21 protein-coding genes are annotated in these 17,455 nt (G+C 67.0%); 14 read left to right on the forward strand and 7 right to left on the reverse strand.

Annotated features, from left to right (window positions below; all coding sequences use genetic code 11):
• Positions 1-103: 103 nt before the first annotated feature.
• Both HWX09_RS23230 and HWX09_RS23235 read left to right on the forward strand, forming a co-directional pair.
• A complete protein-coding gene (locus HWX09_RS23230; protein WP_006489167.1) occupies positions 104-445 on the forward strand; it encodes a zinc ribbon domain-containing protein YjdM in 342 nt (113 codons plus the stop codon).
• Between the two features lie 67 nt (positions 446-512).
• On the forward strand, positions 513-1,349 hold the full coding sequence (locus tag HWX09_RS23235; RefSeq protein WP_027785926.1) for a spermidine synthase: 837 nt from the start codon (positions 513-515) through the stop codon (positions 1,347-1,349).
• A 67-nt stretch (positions 1,350-1,416) separates the two neighbouring features.
• On the opposite strand, the gene HWX09_RS23240 is transcribed toward HWX09_RS23235, so the two are convergent.
• Together HWX09_RS23240 and HWX09_RS23245 are read right to left on the reverse strand one after the other, a co-directional pair.
• Positions 1,417-1,602 carry a ribbon-helix-helix protein, CopG family gene (locus HWX09_RS23240; protein WP_006489181.1) on the reverse strand — a complete coding sequence of 62 codons (186 nt, stop codon included), beginning with the start codon at positions 1,600-1,602 and terminating at the stop codon, positions 1,417-1,419.
• An 89-nt stretch (positions 1,603-1,691) separates the two neighbouring features.
• Positions 1,692-2,450 (reverse strand): YoaK family protein, encoded by a 759-nt coding sequence (locus HWX09_RS23245; RefSeq protein ID WP_027785925.1) that lies wholly within the window; start codon positions 2,448-2,450, stop codon positions 1,692-1,694.
• A gap of 241 nt (positions 2,451-2,691) precedes the next feature.
• Between HWX09_RS23245 and HWX09_RS23250 the strand changes: the two genes are divergently transcribed.
• Positions 2,692-3,042 carry a hypothetical protein gene (locus HWX09_RS23250; protein ID WP_006489163.1) on the forward strand — a complete coding sequence of 117 codons (351 nt, stop codon included), beginning with the start codon at positions 2,692-2,694 and terminating at the stop codon, positions 3,040-3,042.
• Positions 3,039-3,251 (forward strand): twin transmembrane helix small protein, encoded by a 213-nt coding sequence (locus HWX09_RS23255; RefSeq protein WP_027785924.1) that lies wholly within the window; start codon positions 3,039-3,041, stop codon positions 3,249-3,251. The genes HWX09_RS23250 and HWX09_RS23255 overlap by 4 nt, the downstream gene beginning before the upstream one ends.
• Positions 3,252-3,412: 161 nt before the next feature.
• Here HWX09_RS23255 and HWX09_RS23260 read toward each other — a convergent pair whose 3' ends face one another.
• Positions 3,413-4,333 carry an AraC family transcriptional regulator gene (locus HWX09_RS23260; RefSeq protein ID WP_027785923.1) on the reverse strand — a complete coding sequence of 307 codons (921 nt, stop codon included), beginning with the start codon at positions 4,331-4,333 and terminating at the stop codon, positions 3,413-3,415.
• Positions 4,334-4,472: 139 nt separating this feature from the next.
• Between HWX09_RS23260 and HWX09_RS23265 the strand changes: the two genes are divergently transcribed.
• On the forward strand, positions 4,473-5,438 hold the full coding sequence (locus HWX09_RS23265) for an SDR family NAD(P)-dependent oxidoreductase (RefSeq protein WP_027785922.1): 966 nt from the start codon (positions 4,473-4,475) through the stop codon (positions 5,436-5,438).
• 77 nt (positions 5,439-5,515) lie between these two features.
• Here HWX09_RS23265 and HWX09_RS23270 read toward each other — a convergent pair whose 3' ends face one another.
• From HWX09_RS23270 to hmpA, 3 genes are all read right to left on the reverse strand, one after another.
• The gene (locus HWX09_RS23270) at positions 5,516-6,820 is read right to left on the reverse strand and encodes a HipA domain-containing protein (protein WP_027785921.1); all 1,305 of its coding nucleotides are present in this window, start codon (positions 6,818-6,820) and stop codon (positions 5,516-5,518) included.
• Positions 6,810-7,094 carry a helix-turn-helix transcriptional regulator gene (locus tag HWX09_RS23275; RefSeq protein ID WP_027785920.1) on the reverse strand — a complete coding sequence of 95 codons (285 nt, stop codon included), beginning with the start codon at positions 7,092-7,094 and terminating at the stop codon, positions 6,810-6,812. Before HWX09_RS23275 ends, HWX09_RS23270 begins: the two co-directional genes overlap by 11 nt.
• Positions 7,095-7,407: 313 nt before the next feature.
• The gene (gene hmpA / locus HWX09_RS23280; protein ID WP_027785919.1) at positions 7,408-8,619 is read right to left on the reverse strand and encodes an NO-inducible flavohemoprotein; all 1,212 of its coding nucleotides are present in this window, start codon (positions 8,617-8,619) and stop codon (positions 7,408-7,410) included.
• A 338-nt stretch (positions 8,620-8,957) separates the two neighbouring features.
• Between hmpA and HWX09_RS23285 the strand changes: the two genes are divergently transcribed.
• From HWX09_RS23285 to HWX09_RS23325, 9 genes are all read left to right on the forward strand, one after another.
• Entirely contained in the window at positions 8,958-9,668 is a 711-nt protein-coding gene (locus HWX09_RS23285; protein WP_027785918.1) for an MgtC/SapB family protein, read from the forward strand.
• 73 nt (positions 9,669-9,741) lie between these two features.
• A complete protein-coding gene (locus HWX09_RS23290; RefSeq protein WP_027785917.1) occupies positions 9,742-10,167 on the forward strand; it encodes a CBS domain-containing protein in 426 nt (141 codons plus the stop codon).
• A 26-nt stretch (positions 10,168-10,193) separates the two neighbouring features.
• Positions 10,194-10,463 (forward strand): DUF2934 domain-containing protein, encoded by a 270-nt coding sequence (locus HWX09_RS23295; RefSeq protein ID WP_027785916.1) that lies wholly within the window; start codon positions 10,194-10,196, stop codon positions 10,461-10,463.
• Positions 10,464-10,583: 120 nt separating this feature from the next.
• A complete protein-coding gene (locus tag HWX09_RS23300) occupies positions 10,584-10,844 on the forward strand; it encodes a hypothetical protein (RefSeq protein WP_027785915.1) in 261 nt (86 codons plus the stop codon).
• Between the two features lie 63 nt (positions 10,845-10,907).
• Positions 10,908-11,912 (forward strand): SDR family oxidoreductase, encoded by a 1,005-nt coding sequence (locus tag HWX09_RS23305; RefSeq protein ID WP_027785914.1) that lies wholly within the window; start codon positions 10,908-10,910, stop codon positions 11,910-11,912.
• A gap of 200 nt (positions 11,913-12,112) precedes the next feature.
• A complete protein-coding gene (locus HWX09_RS23310; protein ID WP_027785913.1) occupies positions 12,113-13,039 on the forward strand; it encodes a TauD/TfdA family dioxygenase in 927 nt (308 codons plus the stop codon).
• A 48-nt stretch (positions 13,040-13,087) separates the two neighbouring features.
• Positions 13,088-14,119 carry an ABC transporter substrate-binding protein gene (locus tag HWX09_RS23315; RefSeq protein WP_027785912.1) on the forward strand — a complete coding sequence of 344 codons (1,032 nt, stop codon included), beginning with the start codon at positions 13,088-13,090 and terminating at the stop codon, positions 14,117-14,119.
• A 67-nt stretch (positions 14,120-14,186) separates the two neighbouring features.
• A complete protein-coding gene (locus HWX09_RS23320) occupies positions 14,187-15,176 on the forward strand; it encodes an ABC transporter ATP-binding protein (RefSeq protein WP_027785911.1) in 990 nt (329 codons plus the stop codon).
• Positions 15,173-16,060, forward strand: coding sequence for an ABC transporter permease (locus HWX09_RS23325; protein ID WP_027785910.1), 888 nt, complete (start codon positions 15,173-15,175; stop codon positions 16,058-16,060). The genes HWX09_RS23320 and HWX09_RS23325 overlap by 4 nt, the downstream gene beginning before the upstream one ends.
• A gap of 36 nt (positions 16,061-16,096) precedes the next feature.
• On the opposite strand, the gene HWX09_RS23330 is transcribed toward HWX09_RS23325, so the two are convergent.
• Positions 16,097-17,281, reverse strand: coding sequence for a porin (locus HWX09_RS23330; protein ID WP_027785909.1), 1,185 nt, complete (start codon positions 17,279-17,281; stop codon positions 16,097-16,099).
• Between the last annotated feature and the right edge of the window lie 174 nt (positions 17,282-17,455).

Consider the following 17,455-nt stretch of genomic DNA (forward strand, 5'->3'; position numbering starts at 1 on the left):
GCCCGCGGCGCTGCCGCGGGGCGATTCGCCGCGCGGCCGGGCGCGCAATCTGCTCGCCCGGCATCGTCGATCGACCCGAACTCCTCCCCGAATGGAAACCGCAATGAACGCCCCCGCCTGCCCGCAATGCGCGATGGAAAACACTTACCCGGACGGCGCGCTGACCGTGTGCGCGGACTGCGGCCATGAATGGTCGGCCGACGCCGGCGCCGAGGCCGGCGACGAGCCGGCAGGCGACGTCGTCAAGGACGCGAACGGCAACGTGCTGTCGGACGGCGATTCGGTCGTGCTGATCAAGGATCTGCGCGTGAAGGGTTCGTCGATCACGCTGAAGATGGGCACCAAGGTCAAGAGCATCCGGCTCGTCGGCGGCGATCACGAAGTCGACTGCAAGACCGACATGGGCGGCTTCATGCTGAAGGCGTGCTACCTGAAGAAGGTCTGAGCGCACGGTTCAGGCGACCGTCGCATCCGCGTTTTCATCCGCCGCGTTTTCACCCGAGTACCCGCACATGGCCGAGGATCGAATTTCCTACGACGCGTTCGTCAGGTTCCTGGCGACGCCGCTGAATGACGGCCGGCCATTCGTGCTGGAGACGCAGAACGCGGTCTCGCTGCACTTCGATCATCTCGGCACCCAGAGCTTCATGTCGCTGCGCGATCCGCTGCGGCTCACGCTCGGTTATACGCGCGTGATGATGGGTTTCCTGCTGCTGCAGGCCGAGCCCGCACACATCTGCATGCTCGGGCTCGGCGGCGGTTCGCTCGCGAAGTACTGCTACCGCCATCTGCCCGGCACGACGATCGAAGCGGTCGAGATCAATCCGGACGTGATCGCGCTGCGCAACGTGTTCAGGATTCCTGCCGACGACGCGCGCTTCAGCGTGGTATGCGCCGACGGCGCGGATCATCTGGAACGGGCGGACGTCCGCACGGACGTGATCCTGCACGATGCGTTCGTCGCCGACGGTATGCGCGGCCGCTGTACGGGCGGCACCTTCCTCGACGCGTGCCGCGCGCGCCTGAGCGAATCCGGCGTGCTCGCGATCAATTTCATGGACGACGATCCGGCATTGCCGCGCCACCTCGAGCAACTGCGATCGGTATTCGGTTCGTCGTATGCGCTGGTGCCGTGCGGCGACGACAACAACTTCGTTGCATTCGCATGGAAGGACGGCAGCCGGCTGCCGTCGTTGCGTATCCTGTTGGAGCGGGCGCTCGCCTGTCCGCAGGCCGGCGAACTGAAGCTGGCCGCCACCGCGAGGCGCATGAAGCACGGCGAGGGCATCGATCCGCGGCGGCTGGTCTGGCGCGCGCAGTCGCACGAACGCTGGGAGATCGGCGCGTAACGGTACTTCGGATACTTGAGGTGCCTGGGGTATCGCGGCGGCGCCGCGCGCGCCTTTGCGGCCGCGCTTACTTCACGCGCTTGCCGATCGCGCTCCGGGTTTTGTACGTGACGCCGTGCCGGTCGAGATATTCGCGGATCAACTGCCGCACGACTTGCGACGGCGTAAGATCCTGCTCCGCGCAGAGCATCTCGAAGGCTTCCTTCTTCGCGGGATCGATCAGGACGGTCAGGCGGGCGGTTTTCGTTTCCATGACGGGGCGAGGGTGGTCGGTATGTTAATCAAATTATAATCGATCCGCTTTCGGCGTTACCGCGCGCCAGCGCCGTCCGTGGTGCACGATCAGCGTTTGCCGCGCAGCAGCGCGAGCAGGTCGTCGATCACCGGCACGATGGCGAGCGTGACGAGCACCGCGGCGAGCGGCACGGTCGATATGTAGCCCACGTGCTTGAAACCAATCGCGCCGGCCAGGCCGCCGACGAGGAACGACGCGAGCATCGTCGCGTGAATCCTCAGTTTCGAACGGTTGGCGATCACCGCGTGCGCGTCGACGTCGATCGCCGAGCGGTTCCAGTAGAACAGCTTGCCGAGCTCGATGCCGAGGTCGGTCACGATGCCCGTCACGTGCGTCGTGCGGATCTCCGCGCCCGACAGCTTCGTGATCGTCGCGTTCTGCAGCCCCATGATGAAGCACAGCAGCGTCACGGTCACCGGCACGAAGAACGTTTCCCACAGCGCGAGGTGGCTGCCGAGCAGCCCGAACAGCAACAGCAGCGCGGCTTCGAGCAGCAGCGGCAGCATGAACTGGCTGTGCAGCCCGCGGCGGCGCCCCCAGTTGACGAGGATCGCCGAGCAACTGGCGCCGATCAGGAACGACCCCAGCGAGCTGATGCCGGCGAGCGCGAGCCGCACGTCGCCGAGCGCCGTCGTGTCGGCGATCGCCGACACGATGCCGCTCATGTGCGACGTGTACTGCTTGACCGCGAGAAATCCGCCGGCATTGGTCGCGCCGGCGACGAACGCGAGCGAAAACCCGAGCTGGCGGTTCGCGGTCGCGCTGCGGTGTTTTCCCGTCAGGGTTCGGAAGTACTGCGCTGGCATAAGGGTTTCGCTCAATCGTCGCGGATGCGCGGGTACGGGCGGAAAACCGGTGCGGGCGGCGTGACGGGCACGCTGCCCGCACCGGATGCCGGGGCCGTCGAATCATGTGATGAACATGATAATGTCATTATCATACTCTGTTGGCCGGATGGTGCTTTCAGTACAATGATGCGAGGCGCTGCCGGCCGGCTGTTCCGTTGCCGCGCGGCGCGTGCTTGCGATTACTTCTGCTCACCGCTTCATGACCCCGATCAAGTTCATCCTTCGCTACACGGCGATCCCGTTCACGGCCATCGTCGCCGTGGTGATCTGGACTGTCATACCATCGTCGAAAGAGATCGATGCGAGACAATATGCGGCGCTGTCGCGCGCGTACGCGAGTTTCCCGCTGCCGTTCCGGCGCGAGATCTCGGACACGATGGAGCACGGCACGATCAACGACCGGCGGTATCAGGCACTCGTGCGCGATTCGCTCGGCAATGGCGTCGCGCTGGACTGGCCGGCGTCGGGCGTCGGCGGCGTCGCCGACGAGCGGCAAAAACTGGCCGAACTGATTCAGGCCGATTCGGATCTTCAAAGGCAACGGCAATGAAAACCCTGCTGGTTTCCGTGGCATTCGCGATGATCATCGCGAGCCTTATCTTCGCGCTGTACTTCATGAATCACGATCGCGGCAAGTCCAAGCGGATGGCGTGGTCGCTTGCCGCGCGTGTCGGGTTGTCGATCACGCTGTTTCTGTCGCTGCTGATCGCGTACAAGCTCGGCTGGATCGAACCGACGGGCTTGCCGATCGGGCGGTAAGCCGGTGGACGCCTCGCGGCATGCGGGGCGTTTTCGCAAACGCAGGTTTGCGTGGCTGATGCGTCTATTGTGATAAGAATACTTATCCCGATGGTCGCGATGCGAATGCGTGGCGTCGACGGAATCGCAACATCGCGTGCCCGATGGACGCGGTAACGACGCTAGTTGCCCGACTCGTTCGTCACGTCATGACGATATGCGCGCGGCGAACGACCCACGATGCGTTTGAACGCATGGCCGAACGCGCTATCCGAGTCGTAGCCGAGCCGCTGCGCGATCGCCGATATCGACGCGTTCGAGCGGCGCAGTTCGCGCATCGCCACCTGTATCCGCCACCGCAGCACGTATTCGAGCGGCCCGAACCCGAGCCGCCGCTTGAAATGCAGTGCGAACGTGGAACGCGACACGTGGCAGCAGGCCGCGAGGGCGTCGACGGTCCAGCGTCGCTCGGGCGCGGCGTGAATCGCGGCCAGCGCCGCGCTGACCCGCGAATCCGCGAACCCGGCAAGCCAGCCGACGTCGCCGTTCGCGCCGGCGTCCACATAGCGCCGCAGGATCTGCACGAGCATCATGTGTCCGAGATGCCGAACCATCAGCGACCCGCCCGGCGACGACGCGCCGAATTCCCGCGCGAGCTGCTGCAGCGACCAACGCAACACCGCCGCCTGTTCGGAATCGCCGCTCACGATCACCACGGGCGGCAGGTTGCCGAGCAGCAGCGGCATGCCTTCCTCGTAGGCGAAGCGGCCGCCGATCAGAAAGCAGTCGGCCGGTTCGGCATAGTGCGCGATACCGTGCTCGACATGCCGGTACACGTCGGCGACCGGTACCGGCGCGACCGACGGATCGCTCGCCAGCGAAAATGCCCGCGGTGCGGCGAGCAGGAAGCAGTCCCCCGCGCGTAGCTGGACGGGCGGTCCCTCACCGTCGACGGTCAGCCAGCAACTGCCTTCGACCACCGCATTGAACTTGATCCCGCTGGGCGGGGGAAGGTCGACCGCCCATGGGCCGCCGGCGCGCAGGCCGGTGAAAAACGAGTCGCGCGTCTCCAGCAGCGACAGCACTTCCGATAGCGGGTCCACGCGCAATCCCCGGACGATCTCGACGAAAAACCGGATTCTATTGCATTCACAGTCCGGGGGTGCGGCCGGAGAATGATCTCGTGCAGTGACGCGGCCGATCGGCGGCCGCGTGCTTCGCGCACCCTTCCTGGAGCCTTCGATGACGAGCAGGCAGCACCCCCTTCATTCCGGATTCGACGCCGCGTCGACGGCGACCGACGTCCTGGCCGGCTTCGACCTGCGCGGCAAGACCGCCATCGTCACGGGCGGCCATTCGGGTCTCGGCCTCGAAACCACGCGTGCACTGGCGCAAGCCGGTGCGCACGTCGTCGTCGGCGCACGGAGCGCCGAGGCCGCGCGCGAGGCGACCCGCGGCATCGCCGGCGTGGAGATCGCGCCGCTCGAACTCGCCGACGCCGCGAGCGTGGCCGCATTCGCCGCGCGGTTCGTCGACGCGCGACGCAACGTGCATATCGTCATCAACAGCGCGGGCATCATGGCGTGCCCCGAGACGCGCGTCGGCGACGGCCGGGAAGCGCAGATGGCCGTCAATCACCTCGGTCACTACGCGCTCGTCAACCGGCTGTGGCCGGCGCTTGCGCACGGCGACGGCGCGCGCGTGGTCGCGGTGTCGTCGCTCGGCCACCGGCTGTCGCCGATCCGCTGGGACGATATCGGGTTCGCGCGCGGTTACGACAAATGGCTCGCGTACGGGCAGTCGAAAACCGCCAACGCATTGTTCGCGGTGCAGCTCGACGTGCTGGGCGCGCCGTTCGGTGTCCGAGCGTATTCGCTGCATCCCGGCAAGATCGCGACGCCGCTGCAGCGTCATCTGACGCGAGAAGAAATGATGGCGCAGGGCTGGGTCGACGAGCACGGCGTGCCGGTCGATCCGACGTTCAAGACGCCTGCGCAGGGGGCGGCAACCCAGGTATGGGCGGCGACGTCGCCGCGCATCGCCGATCTCGGCGGCGTCTATTGCGAGGATTGCGACGTTGCGGCGGTGACGCGCGGCGACGAGGAATCGGGCGTGCGGCCGCATGCGATCGATCCGGAGGAGGCGGCGCGGCTGTGGGCGTGGTCCGCGGCAGCGACGGGCGTCGATGCCTTTGCGGCGCGCCGCTGACGCTCAAGCATTCGCCGGGCGCGGGCGTCGTGCGCCGTGCGGGGTTCGGTGGCGGCACGACGCCCGCGCCCGGCAGCCTATCCGCGCGTCTGCCGCAGCACGCGCCCCATCTCCGCGATCGGCATGGCAACGATCGAATTCAGCAACCGCATTTCCCCGGCGTCCGGATGCGCGACGTTCCGCACTTCATCGAGCGTGCGCTCGACGTGACGATCGAGCGGTTCGAGAAAACGCTGCAATTCACTGGCGGCCGCTTTCTCCCTGAGGCCGAGCACCTGACCGAACGCGACCAGCGCGTCCACGTCGATATCGGCGAACCGCGTCGCATTCCCGAGTGGCATCGTCAGCTCGCAGTGCGGCCAGTGATCGCCGCGATGGTCGGGCCGGTGCGTCGGCGTGTGATACGCGACCGTGCTGACGATGTCGTAGAACGGCGCGAGCCGGTAGCCGCGCGCGTCGACGAAGAACGACAGGTTCTTCAGGTGCGCGTCGGCATTGCCGACCACCACGTTGAACACGGTCCAGCGGAACACCGACAGGCGTGTCAGCGCGCGCGTGCTGGTGCGGTCGATCGCGCGGGCGAGCTCCTGCGCATTGGCCCGCTGGTACTTGAAACCGCGGTCGTAGTTGAGCAACTGCATCGCGTCGATCGTATGCACGCGCCCGGCCGGTTCGGACGCGACGTCGCGGTCGAACCGGTCGATCACGTAGCAGGCGGACGGCGCGCGCAGGAAATGCACGTCGGGCACGTCGAGCCCCATCTTCTTCGCGAGCTGCATGCAGAAGAACTCGTTGATCGCCGAATGCGGATAGCCGGCCGCGCGCATGTCGGGTTTGAGCAGGTGCATCGACGGTTCGCTGCCGACCGGCTCGAACAGCGCGTAGTCGGGCGCGTCGCCCCGCAGCACCAGCAGCAGCTTCTGCTGTGCGCCGGCCGCCGACATGCGCTTGGGCGCCGTGGCCGTCAGCGCGCGCTCCGGCATTGCCTGAATCCGGCGCTCGAGCTCGTCGAGCGGCAGCGGTTGCAGGCCGCCGGCCGCCTCGTGCTCGCCGTCGGCCAGCAGCGTCAGCGCGCCGGCCGATTCGCGGCCGAAGTACGCGAGCAGGCCCCACGCGTCGGCCGCATCGACCTTCGCCTCGCGCGCGAGCGACGTGCGCATGCCTTCCTCGGGCAGCAGGTTGTCGAAGAACCATTGAACCGGGCGATCGGTCGACGTGTCGGTGAACACGCCCGCGCGGAGCGGGAACGCCGGCGACAGCGGGTAGGCGGCGGGTGACGCGAGCCAGTGCGCGTCGTACGCGAACGACCAGATGCCTTTGTCGTCGGTCAGCGTGCCCATGCGCACGCCGTTCGCGGACGCGATCAGCGTTCTAGCCGCCATGGCTGCTCCTGCGGCGTTGCGCGGCCTTCAGTGCGGTGGCTTCGGAAATCTCGATCGACGACTCGGCGTACAGCCGCACCCCCAGTTCGCCGAGCAGCAGCATGACCTTGCCGATTTGCGCGGTCGGCTTGCCGGCTTCCACCTGGCTGATGAATTTCGGCGACAGCCCGGTCGCGTTGGCGAGTTCGTCCCGCGTGAACCCCTGCTGGATCCGCGTCGCGCGAATGAGGTGGGCGAGCGCGCCGATCGTATCGACGGACTGCGACTCCGACATGACGTTCTCCGTGCTTCGTATCTGATCGGGAACAGTATTGCATAACTCGCCGCGACGGGCATTAATTCGTATTCGTACGGGAACGAATACAGGATCGCGACGGCCGGAACGTCATTTCGTACCCGATCGGGAACCGAATGTCGCGAAATGATTGCAGAGAGGAGGTCCGTATCTGATCGGATACGGAGAAGAATGGCGCGCGTCGCGCCTCAGCATGCGTGCTCGATCGGCCATGCCGGTGAGGCGGCCCGGAAGATGTCCGCGGGCGGCAGAGAGTCCGCCGCCGTCCCGCGCGACGAGCGGCGGCCCACGATCATTCGGCGAACAGATCCGGCCCGAACACCTCGTAGTGAATCCGCGTCTCGTGGATTCCGAGGTTCTTCAGCGCATCGTGCTGCATTCGCATGAACGGTACCGGGCCGCAGATGTAGTAATCGGCATCGGGCAAGAGGATCGCGCCCTTGATCGCGTTGACATCGACCAGACCCTTCAGGTCGTAATCCGTTCCTTCGATGTCCTGCGGTAGCGGATCGTCGTAGAACACGACGAGATTGAAGTTCGCATACGTGTTCGCGGTCTCGCGCAGCCGGTCGCGCATCGCATGCACGCCGCTGTTGCGCGCGCCGTGCACGAACACCACCTGCCGCTGCGGATCCTGGATCGCGCGCTTGAGCATGCTGATCATCGGCGTCAGCCCGACGCCGCCGCTGATCAGCACGATCGGCGTTTTCGCGTTGACGTCGATGTGGAAGCTGCCGTACGGCGCCGCCACCTTGATCTCGTCGCCGACGTTCACGTGGTCGTGCAGCAGGCACGAGACATAGCCAGGCGGATAGGTGCCGCCGCTTTCGCGCTTCACCGAAATCCGGTACGTATGTCCGTTCGGCATGTCCGACAGGCTGTACTGGCGAATCTGCTGCAGGCCGAGCTCGGGCACGTCGACCGCGACGCTGATGTACTGGCCCGGCTCGAAGTTCGCGACCGGCTTGCCGTCGGCCGGCTCCAGGATGAACGATGTGATCACGGTGCTCTCGGGCCGCTTCTCGCGCACGACGAAGCTGCGCCAGCCGGTCCAGCCGCCGAGCTGCCCCGACGACTGTTCGTACAAGCCGCTTTCCATGCCCATCAACACGTCGGCGAGGTTGCCGTAGGCCTGCGCCCACGCGGAGATGATGTCGTCGGTGGCCGCGTCGCCGAGCGTCTCCTTGATCGCCGCGAGCAGGTGTTCGCCGACGATCGGGTAGTGCTCGGGCCGCACGCCGAGGCTCGCATGCTTGTTCGCGATGTTCTTCAGCACGGCCGCGAGACTGCCCGGATCCTCGATGTTTTCCGCATAGGCATAGACGGCGCGCGCCAGCGCCTGCTGCTGCTGGCCCTGTTCCTGGTGCGCCATGTTGAACACGTTCTTCAGCTCCGGATGCGCGTTGAACAGGCGCGTATAGAAGCATTTGATGATGTCGTAGCCGTGTTGCGCGAGGACGGGGGCCGTGGCCTTGACGATGTCTTTCGTTTTCTGCGTGAGCATGGTCGAACTCCTTCGTAAGGGGGCGTATCGGGCGTATCGGGCGGGGCGAGCGTGGGCGGCGGTCGCCGCGGCATGGTCGGGCACGCGGTGCACGATTCGGGCCCGTGCAGCACGATCGACCGAACGCATATTGTCCGGTCGTCGCAAAGCGCGGGTCAAAACTGACGGCAGCCGTTCGCCACTCTGGCGCGGTGCTCGCGGAACGTTCCTTTCTACAATTCGGTCCGCCACGCTACACGCGTCGCCGCACCCCGAAGGCAGGCCCGATCCTTGCGACCGGCAAGCGTCATCGGCGGCGTTCGCGCCCCGACACATGACGATTTGCACGGGAGGCGCATATGGAGCCGATGCCGGTCGTACTGCAATGGAACGACGTTCTCGTCAGGATCGTGCTGGCGCTCGTCGCGGGCGGGCTGATCGGCTTCGATCGCAGCGAATCCGGCAAGACGGCCGGCCTGCGCACGACGATCCTCGTCTGTCTCGCCGCATGCCTGTCGATGCTGCAGGTCAATGCGCTGTTGCTGCAAGCGGGCAAACCGGAGGGCGCGTTCTCGGTGCTCGATCTGATGCGGCTGCCGCTCGGCATCCTGACCGGGATGGGCTTCATCGGCGGCGGCGCGATCCTTCATCGGGACGGCCTGGTGTCCGGTGTCACGACGGCCGCGACGCTGTGGTTCGTGACGGTCATCGGGCTGTGCATCGGCGGCGGCCAATTGTCGCTCGGCGCGCTCGGGCTGGTGCTCGCGCTGCTGGTCGTCTGGCCGCTGCGGTTTGTGGAGCAGCGCTTGCGGCGCGTCAGGACCGCGCTGGTCACGGTCGAATATCCGCTGGGGTCGGTTGCGCTTGAACAACTGACCGCGAAGCTGCACGACGCGGGTTTCACGTGCCGGACGAAGCGCTTTTGCGAAACGGCCGCACGCGCCGTGCGCGAGGAGGAACTGCTCGTGCAATGGCGCGAAGTGGCCGGCGCCGACGTGATGCTGAAGCAACTGATGCGGACCGTCGAATCGGTCGGCCTGACGTCGGTCCGCTGCTCGACGGAGGACTGACGCGCGCGCGGCCGCCGGAACGCTCGATGCTCGTGCTGCTGGCCGCCGTGGGCGGTTTATCAAGGAGCGAAACATGACATGTGTATCGGAAGTGATGACACGCGACGCCGCGACCATCGGCCCGACGCAGAGCCTGCGCGATGCGGCCAGGTTGATGAGCGACCTGAACGTCGGCGCGCTGCCCGTGTGCGACGGCACGCGGCTGATCGGCATGCTGACGGATCGGGACATCGTCGTGCGCGCGGTATCGATGGGCGTGCCGCCGGACGAGGCGGTCGAGGGCGTCGTCAGCGGACCCGCGAACTGGTGTTACGAGGACGACGACATTTCCGCGGTGCAAAAGAAGATGGAAGACGCGCAGATTCGTCGCGTGCCGGTGATCGACCGGCAGAAGCGGCTGGTCGGCATCGTCGCGCTGGGTGATCTTGCTACCGCCGCGGACGGCGGGATGTCGTCGACGCTCGGCGCGGTGTCGGCGCCATCGCGCCCGGATCGGTGATCGCCATGGCAGACACGGAGAACGACATGAACGTAGACAGGGAAACGCGGGTCCGCGAGCGCGCGTACCGGCTGTGGCAGGCGGACGGCGCGCCGGACGGCAAGGCCGACGAATACTGGCAACGGGCCGAGCAGCAGCTCGATGCAGAGGGCAGCAGCGCGGACGGGCGCGCCGGGCAGGCGACGGATTCGCCGGCCGATCAGTCCGCGAAGCGCCGCATCCCCGGCGAGCCGCTGCAGGACGTCGACGCGGTGCCGACCGGCGAGATCGCGCACGAAAGGCGGCGCACGCGGTGAAACGTGGCCGGCCGTGACCCAGCGACAGCCGCACAGGACGACGCATGCGGGACACGCGCGATGGCGGATCCCGTGCGGCGCGCGCGGTCGGCCCGACACCATCCGAACACGGAGATATTCATGACCCAGGACACTCAACCGAAGGACATCGCGTCGCCCGAGGCGCCGGACCGGCGCGGCCCGACACCCGGCGGCGAATCGACCGCGCGCCCCGGCCATGCGCCCGGCGGCGGCGAGCTCGGCACGATTCCGGACGATCAGGCGCGCAAGGTCGTGCCGGACGATCCGCGCCAGACCGAGGTGCACGATCCGGCCGGCAAGCCGTGGCCGGACGAGCACGACGCACCCGACGATTCGGGCAACCGGCCGCGACCGCTGTAGCGGTGCCGCCGCCCGACTCGCCGCGTCTCGTTCCATTCCGTCATCCACGCACCGGAGTCCATCATGTCATCAGACGAAGTTTCCGAATCCCGTCGCAAATGGGTGCAGGGCACGACGGCCGGACTGGTCGCCAGTGTCGCCCTGCCGACGATCGCGCAGACGGGCAGCCCGCCCGACGCCGGCGATACGGCGCCGCGCGATCCGCGCACGCTCTATCCGCATGCGCCGTTTCCGCAGCAACACCAGCCGTGGCCGGGCCTCGCGGGCCGCATGACGCCCCGCCCCGATCACGGCGAGCGTAGCTATCGGGGCAGCGGCAGGCTCGAGGGCCGCAAGGCGCTGATCACCGGCGGCGATTCGGGCATCGGCCGCGCGGTGGCGATCGCCTGCGCACGAGAAGGCGCAGACGTCGCGATCGTCTATCTGCCCGACGAAGAGCCCGATGCGCGCGAAGTCGTGGACATCGTCCGCAGCGCGGGGCGCAAGGCGGTGCCGCTGCCAGTCGATATCCGCAGCGAAGGCGCGTGCAACGGGCTCGTCGAGCGGGCGGTCGCCGCGCTCGGCGGGCTCGACATTCTCGTGAACAACGCGGCGCGCCAGCAGAGCCACGAATCGATCCTCGACATCAGCACGGAGCAGTTCGACTGGACGCTGCGCACCAACCTTTACGCGATGTTCTGGATCACGCGGGCCGCCATTGCGCACATGCCGCCCGGTTCGGCGATCGTCAATACGACGTCGGTCAATGCGTACGACCCGTCCGCGAACCTGCTGGACTACGCGATGACGAAAGCGGCGATCGCGAATTTCACGAAGGGGCTCGCGAAGCAGATGATCAAGCGCGGCATCCGCGTGAACGGCGTCGCGCCGGGGCCGTTCTGGACGCCGTTGCAGGTCAGCGGCGGACAGACGACGCACAACGTGGAGACGTTCGGCGAGCAGGTGCCGATGGGGCGGCCCGGACAACCGGCCGAGATCGCATCGATCTACGTCGAGCTGATGTCGTCGCGCGCGAGCTATGTGACCGGGCAGATCTATGGCGCGTCGGGTGGCGCCGGGCAGCCTTAGTTGGCTGGCGGCGCAGGATGCGGCTGGATACGGCCGCACCCCGGTCATCGCCCCGGTTGACGATTCCGCCCCGAATCGACGCCGTATGCGTGAGCAGCGATCTTTATCACCGCAGCAGATAAACGTATCCGAATCGCTTCGTTGACGCACGCCGGCACGCCCTCGTAGATTCGCGTTTTGACCGAATCAGGAGCCGTGCCGTGACGACTACCGCCATCCGCGACGCCGCAACGCTTTCCGCCGGGCATCCCGCCTTGCGGCCGGACGGCGCGGCGCAGCACTTCGACATCGTGCCGTTCGACGCGCCGCTCGGCGCCGAAGTGATCGGCCTCGACCTGTCGAAACCGCTCGACGCCGACGATTTCGCGCGCATCCATCGTGCGCATCTCGATCACCACGTGCTGGTATTTCGCGACCAGCGCATCACGCCGGACGAGCACATCGCGTTCAGCCGCCGCTTCGGACCGCTGCAGATTCACGTGCTGCACCAGTTCGCGCTGGCCGGCCACCCGGAAGTGCTGATCGTGTCGAACATCGTCGAGAACGGCAAACCGGTCGGGCTCGGCGACGCCGGCCATTTCTGGCATTCCGACCTGTCGTACAAGGAAAAGCCGAGCCTCGGCTCGCTGCTGCACGCGCAGGAACTGCCGGCGGAAGGCGGCGACACGCTGTTCGCGAACATGCATCTCGCGTGGGATACGCTGCCGGCCCATCTGCGCCGCGCGGTCGAAGGGCGGCGCGCGGAGCATACGTATCTCGCGCGCTATGCGGAATTGCAGGCGCGCAGCCCATGGCGGCCCAACCTGTCGCCCGAGCAGATCGCGCAGGTCGCGGCGGTCGTTCATCCGGTCGTGCGCACGCATCCGGAAACCGGCCGCAAGGCGCTCTTCGTCAGCGAGCATTTCACGACGCGCATCGTCGGGCTGCCGGACGACGAAAGCCGCGCGCTGCTCGACGAATTGTTCGCGCACAGCGTGCGCGCCGAGCACCTGTATCGACACGCATGGCGCGACCACGACCTGGTGTTCTGGGACAACCGTTCGCTGATGCATCTCGCCGCCGGCACGCCCGACCATCTGCGCCGCAAGCTGTACCGCACGACGATCGAAGGCGACGCGCCTTTCTGAGCCGCGCGCCGCGTCATTCTTTTTCGTCTCTTCCCGACCGGAGTTCCGATGTCGTTTTCGCTTTTGCCGGCGCGTCGCGCGCTGGCGGCCACGCTCACCGCCGCGCTCGCCTTCGCGGGCGCGGCGATCCCGCAAGCCGCGCACGCGGAGGGCCGCATCCGCATCGCCGAGCAGTTCGGCGTCGTCTATCTGATGCTGAACGTCGCGCGCGACCAGCAACTGATCGAGAAGGAAGGGCGCAAGGCGGGCCTCGACATCAAGGTCGACTGGGTGCGGCTGTCGGGCGGTGCGGCCGTGAACGATGCACTGCTGTCCGGCGCGGTGGACGTCGCGGGCGCGGGCGTCGGCCCGCTCTTGACCGTGTGGGACCGCACGCGCGGCCGGCAGAACGTGAAGGGCGTCGCGTCGCTCGGCAATTTTCCGTACTACCTCGTGAGCAGCAACCCGAACGTGAAGACGATCGCCGACCTGAGCGCGAAGGACCGGATCGCGGTGCCGGCGGTCGGCGTGTCGGTGCAGTCGCGCGTGCTGCAGTACGCGGCCGCGAAGCAGTGGGGCGACAAGCAGTTCGACAAGCTCGACGCGCTCACGCAGGCGATTCCGCATCCCGATGCGACGGCGGCGATTCTCGCGAACAGCAACGTGATCACCGGTCACTTCGGCAATCCGCCGTTCCAGGAACAGGAGCTCGCCGGCAATCCGAACGCGCACGTCGTGCTGAATTCGTACGACGTGCTCGGCGGCCCGAGCTCCGCGACGGTGCTGTACGCGACCGAGAAATTCCGCGACGACAACCCGAAGACCTACCGCGCGTTCGTCGCCGCGCTGGCCGACGCCGCCCGGCAGATCGCGGCCGATCCGGAGCGCGCGGCCGATACCTATATTCGTGTGAACGCGTCGAAGATCGATCGCGCGCTGCTGCTGAAGATCCTGCGCAATCCGCAGGTGCAGTTCAAGACAGCGCCGCAGAATACGCTGCCGCTCGCGCAGTTCATGCATCGCACCGGCGCGATCCGCAACGAACCGAAGTCGTGGCGCGACTACTTCTTCGACGATTCCGCGACGGCCGACGGCAGTTGAGCGGCGCCGATGCAGCGACGCCGCGATCGACGCTTATGCGTCGGCGCGGTTTCGATATGCGCAATCGATGGTTGGTCCGCACGATGCCCAGCCGTATGTTGACGCTTTTCCCGCAAGAGATTCGATCGTGAACGCCACTTCTCCCCGAACCTGGTTGCCGCCGTATGCGGCGCGTGGCGGCGCGACGCCGGCCGCATCCGCCGCACCCGATACACGTGCCGCCGGCCGGCCCGCGGCGAACGCCGCGCCCGCTGGCGCACACAGCGAACGCCTGCTGGCCATCGACCAGGTCAGCCTCGAATACCGCAGCGGCGCGCGGATCGTTCGCGCGACGCATCAGGTGAGCTTCGACGTGTACGGCAGCGACCGCTTCGTGCTGCTCGGCCCGTCGGGGTGCGGGAAGTCGACGCTGCTCAAGGCGATCGCCGGCTTCATCGAGCCCGTCTCGGGTTCGATCGCGCTCGACGGCCGGCCGGTACGCGGGCCGGGGCCCGACCGCATCGTCGTGTTCCAGGAATTCGACCAGTTGCCGCCGTGGAAGACGGTCGTCGAGAACGTTGCGTTTCCGTTGCGCGCCGCCGCGAAGCTGTCGCGCGCCGAAGCACGCGAGCGCGCGCTGCACTATCTCGACAAGGTTGGCCTCGGCACGTTTGCCGACGCCTATCCGCATACGCTGTCGGGCGGCATGAAACAGCGCGTCGCGATTGCACGGGCGCTTGCGATGCAGCCGCGCGTGCTGTTGATGGATGAGCCGTTCGCCGCGCTCGACGCGCTCACGCGCCGCAAGATGCAGGAGGAACTGCTGCGGCTGTGGGACGAATTCCGCTTCACGCTGCTGTTCGTCACGCATTCGATCGAGGAGGCGCTCGTGGTCGGCAACCGGATTCTGCTGCTGTCGCCGCATCCGGGCCGCGTGCGCGCGGAGCTCAACAGTCACGAGCATTCGCTCGACAACGTCGACACCGGCGACTTCCGCGACAACGTCGCGCGGATCCACCGCCTGCTGTTCGACACCGATACCGCCCACGTACCGACGACGGAGGACGCCGCATCATGAGTACGCTCGACCCGGTCCTGCCGCCGCTGCCGCCCGTGCGTGCCGAATACACGTGCACGCTCGACGCGCCGCCCGACGCCGAGCGCGCGGTGCCGCCGCCGCTGCCGCGCCGCATCGCCGGCGCCGCATGGTTTCGCCGCAGCGTCATCGCGCTCGTGCTGATCGCCGCATGGGAGATCGTCGCGCGCATCGTCGCGAACGATCTGCTCGTCCCGACCTTCGGCGCGACGCTGGCCGCGTTCGTGCAAGGCATCGAGTCGGGCGAACTGCTGGTCAAGACCGGCATCTCGATGTCGGTGCTGCTGCGCGGCTATGCGCTGGGCGTGCTGCTGGCGTTCGCGCTGACGTCGCTTGCGGTATCCACGCGCATCGGCCGCGATCTACTGACGATGCTCACGTCGATGTTCAATCCGCTGCCGTCGATCGCGTTGCTGCCGATCGCGCTGCTGTGGTTCGGGCTCGGCACCGGCAGCCTGCTGTTCGTGCTCGTGCATGCGGTGCTGTGGCCGCTCGCGCTCAGCATGTATACCGGCTTTGCCGGCGTGCCCGCCACGCTGAAAATGGCCGGGCGCAACTACGGGCTCACGGGGCTGCGCCAGATCGCGCTGATCCTCGTGCCGGCCGCGCTGCCGTCGATCCTGTCGGGCCTGCGCGTCGGCTGGGCCTTCGCATGGCGCACGCTGATCGCGGCCGAACTCGTGTTCGGCGCGAGTGCGGGGCAGGGCGGCCTCGGCTGGTATATCTTCCAGAACCGCAACGAGCTGTATACGGATCGCGTGTTCGCGGGCCTTGCGGCCGTCATCGTGATCGGGCTGCTGGTCGAGAACCTCGTGTTCGACACGCTCGAACGCGCGACCGTGCGACGCTGGGGCATCCAGCATTGACGCGCACGGGCGCGATACAGGTGCCGTCAGGACCCTTCAGAACTTCACGCGCAACCCGCTGACGAACGCAAGCTGGCGGTTCGTCGACGACGCGCTGCCGATGTTCGAGATCGACGCGATCTTGCGATAGCCGCCCGACGTTGCAGTGCTCGCGTCGCCGGCCGCGAGCTGGTAGATGCCCGACACATAGATATCGGTGCGCTTCGACAACGCATAGTCGAACCCGAGCGTGAACTGGTGCCAGCGCGGCTTCAGCGTCTGGCCGCTCGTGCCCGGCAGGTTGCTCGCGCGCCCGTCGGTAAACGTATAGACGCCGATCAACGTGGCCGCCGGCGTGATCTGGTAGCGCGCGTTCACGTCGTAGTTGTTGAACTTGCGCGACGAGCCGTCGAGATAGTCGAGCTGCGTGTGGCTCCATGCGAAGCCGAGCGTCGCGCGACCGAGCGCGTAGTTCGCGCCCACCGCGCCGATCTGCTGCTTCAGTACGCCGCCGTTCAGCCCGTAAAAGAATGCGCCGCTGTAGTCGTTGCCGGTGGTCGAGGTCGCGCCGCCCACCGCGCCGCTCGTATTCGACGTCGCATTCGGATGGTTGAATCGCACATAGCCGCCGCCGATCGACAGCGGGCCGCTCACGTAATTCGCCGATGCACCCCACGCGTTGTTGTTCGAGAATCCGGTGCCCGCGCCGCCATTGGCCTGGTTGCTGAATGCATAGAGCAGGTCGGCCGTGAAGCCGGCGATCGTGTCGCTGCGGAACTTCACCGCGTTGTTCAGCCGGAAGCTCTGGTTCATGTTGTCGTTGTCGCCCACGTGCGTGGCCGGCGACCAGAAGCCCGACCCCGAGTACTGCGCGACGAGATCGGTGATCGGCTCGTACTGACGGCCGAACGTCAGCGTGCCGAGGCCTTGCTTGCCGAGGCCCACGTAGGCGGACCGGCCGAACAGGCGGCCGCCCTGGCCGAGCCCGCCGTCGCTCGGCCGGAACCCGCTTTCGAGCGTGAAGACCGCCTGCAGGCCGCCGCCAAGATCCTCCGCGCCTTTGAGGCCCCAGCGGCTGCCGCTCAGCTTGCCGCTCGTCTGCTGGATGTTGCTCGCGCCGCCCTGGTTGTTCGTATATGCGATGCCGGCGTCGACCACGCCGTACAACGTCACCGAACTCTGCGCATGCGCGCTGACCGAACCGATCGAAACCAAACCCAGCGCCACCGTTTTTTTGATCATGACCATCCTCTGTTTTTGTCAGTACGTTGATGAGGATCACGATGCTATTGACGACGAACGCGCCGATGAACGGCCGATCCGTGGTTTGTAAATCGCTGTGCGGCCGATTTGCAATGTGCGTCGTCGCCGGCCCGACATGCGCGCCGCGACCGCGTCCGGCACGCCTGCTGCGGC

Origin of the sequence: Burkholderia sp. BCC1208 (assembly GCF_902833095.1) — a bacterium.
GTDB lineage: Bacteria > Pseudomonadota > Gammaproteobacteria > Burkholderiales > Burkholderiaceae > Burkholderia.

Bases quoted from the DNA above. Each gene is read 5' to 3' on its own strand.
- HWX09_RS23230 (WP_006489167.1), top strand. From the start codon at position 104: ATGAACGCCCCCGCCTGCCCGCAATGCGCGATGGAAAACACTTACCCG.
- HWX09_RS23235 (WP_027785926.1), top strand. From the start codon at position 513: ATGGCCGAGGATCGAATTTCCTACGACGCGTTCGTCAGGTTCCTGGCG.
- HWX09_RS23240 (WP_006489181.1), bottom strand. From the start codon at position 1,602: ATGGAAACGAAAACCGCCCGCCTGACCGTCCTGATCGATCCCGCGAAG.
- HWX09_RS23245 (WP_027785925.1), bottom strand. From the start codon at position 2,450: ATGCCAGCGCAGTACTTCCGAACCCTGACGGGAAAACACCGCAGCGCG.
- HWX09_RS23250 (WP_006489163.1), top strand. From the start codon at position 2,692: ATGACCCCGATCAAGTTCATCCTTCGCTACACGGCGATCCCGTTCACG.
- HWX09_RS23255 (WP_027785924.1), top strand. From the start codon at position 3,039: ATGAAAACCCTGCTGGTTTCCGTGGCATTCGCGATGATCATCGCGAGC.
- HWX09_RS23265 (WP_027785922.1), top strand. From the start codon at position 4,473: ATGACGAGCAGGCAGCACCCCCTTCATTCCGGATTCGACGCCGCGTCG.
- HWX09_RS23270 (WP_027785921.1), bottom strand. From the start codon at position 6,820: ATGGCGGCTAGAACGCTGATCGCGTCCGCGAACGGCGTGCGCATGGGC.
- HWX09_RS23275 (WP_027785920.1), bottom strand. From the start codon at position 7,094: ATGTCGGAGTCGCAGTCCGTCGATACGATCGGCGCGCTCGCCCACCTC.
- hmpA (WP_027785919.1), bottom strand. From the start codon at position 8,619: ATGCTCACGCAGAAAACGAAAGACATCGTCAAGGCCACGGCCCCCGTC.
- HWX09_RS23285 (WP_027785918.1), top strand. From the start codon at position 8,958: ATGGAGCCGATGCCGGTCGTACTGCAATGGAACGACGTTCTCGTCAGG.
- HWX09_RS23290 (WP_027785917.1), top strand. From the start codon at position 9,742: ATGACATGTGTATCGGAAGTGATGACACGCGACGCCGCGACCATCGGC.
- HWX09_RS23295 (WP_027785916.1), top strand. From the start codon at position 10,194: ATGAACGTAGACAGGGAAACGCGGGTCCGCGAGCGCGCGTACCGGCTG.
- HWX09_RS23300 (WP_027785915.1), top strand. From the start codon at position 10,584: ATGACCCAGGACACTCAACCGAAGGACATCGCGTCGCCCGAGGCGCCG.
- HWX09_RS23305 (WP_027785914.1), top strand. From the start codon at position 10,908: ATGTCATCAGACGAAGTTTCCGAATCCCGTCGCAAATGGGTGCAGGGC.
- HWX09_RS23315 (WP_027785912.1), top strand. From the start codon at position 13,088: ATGTCGTTTTCGCTTTTGCCGGCGCGTCGCGCGCTGGCGGCCACGCTC.
- HWX09_RS23320 (WP_027785911.1), top strand. From the start codon at position 14,187: ATGGTTGGTCCGCACGATGCCCAGCCGTATGTTGACGCTTTTCCCGCA.
- HWX09_RS23325 (WP_027785910.1), top strand. From the start codon at position 15,173: ATGAGTACGCTCGACCCGGTCCTGCCGCCGCTGCCGCCCGTGCGTGCC.
- HWX09_RS23330 (WP_027785909.1), bottom strand. From the start codon at position 17,281: ATGATCAAAAAAACGGTGGCGCTGGGTTTGGTTTCGATCGGTTCGGTC.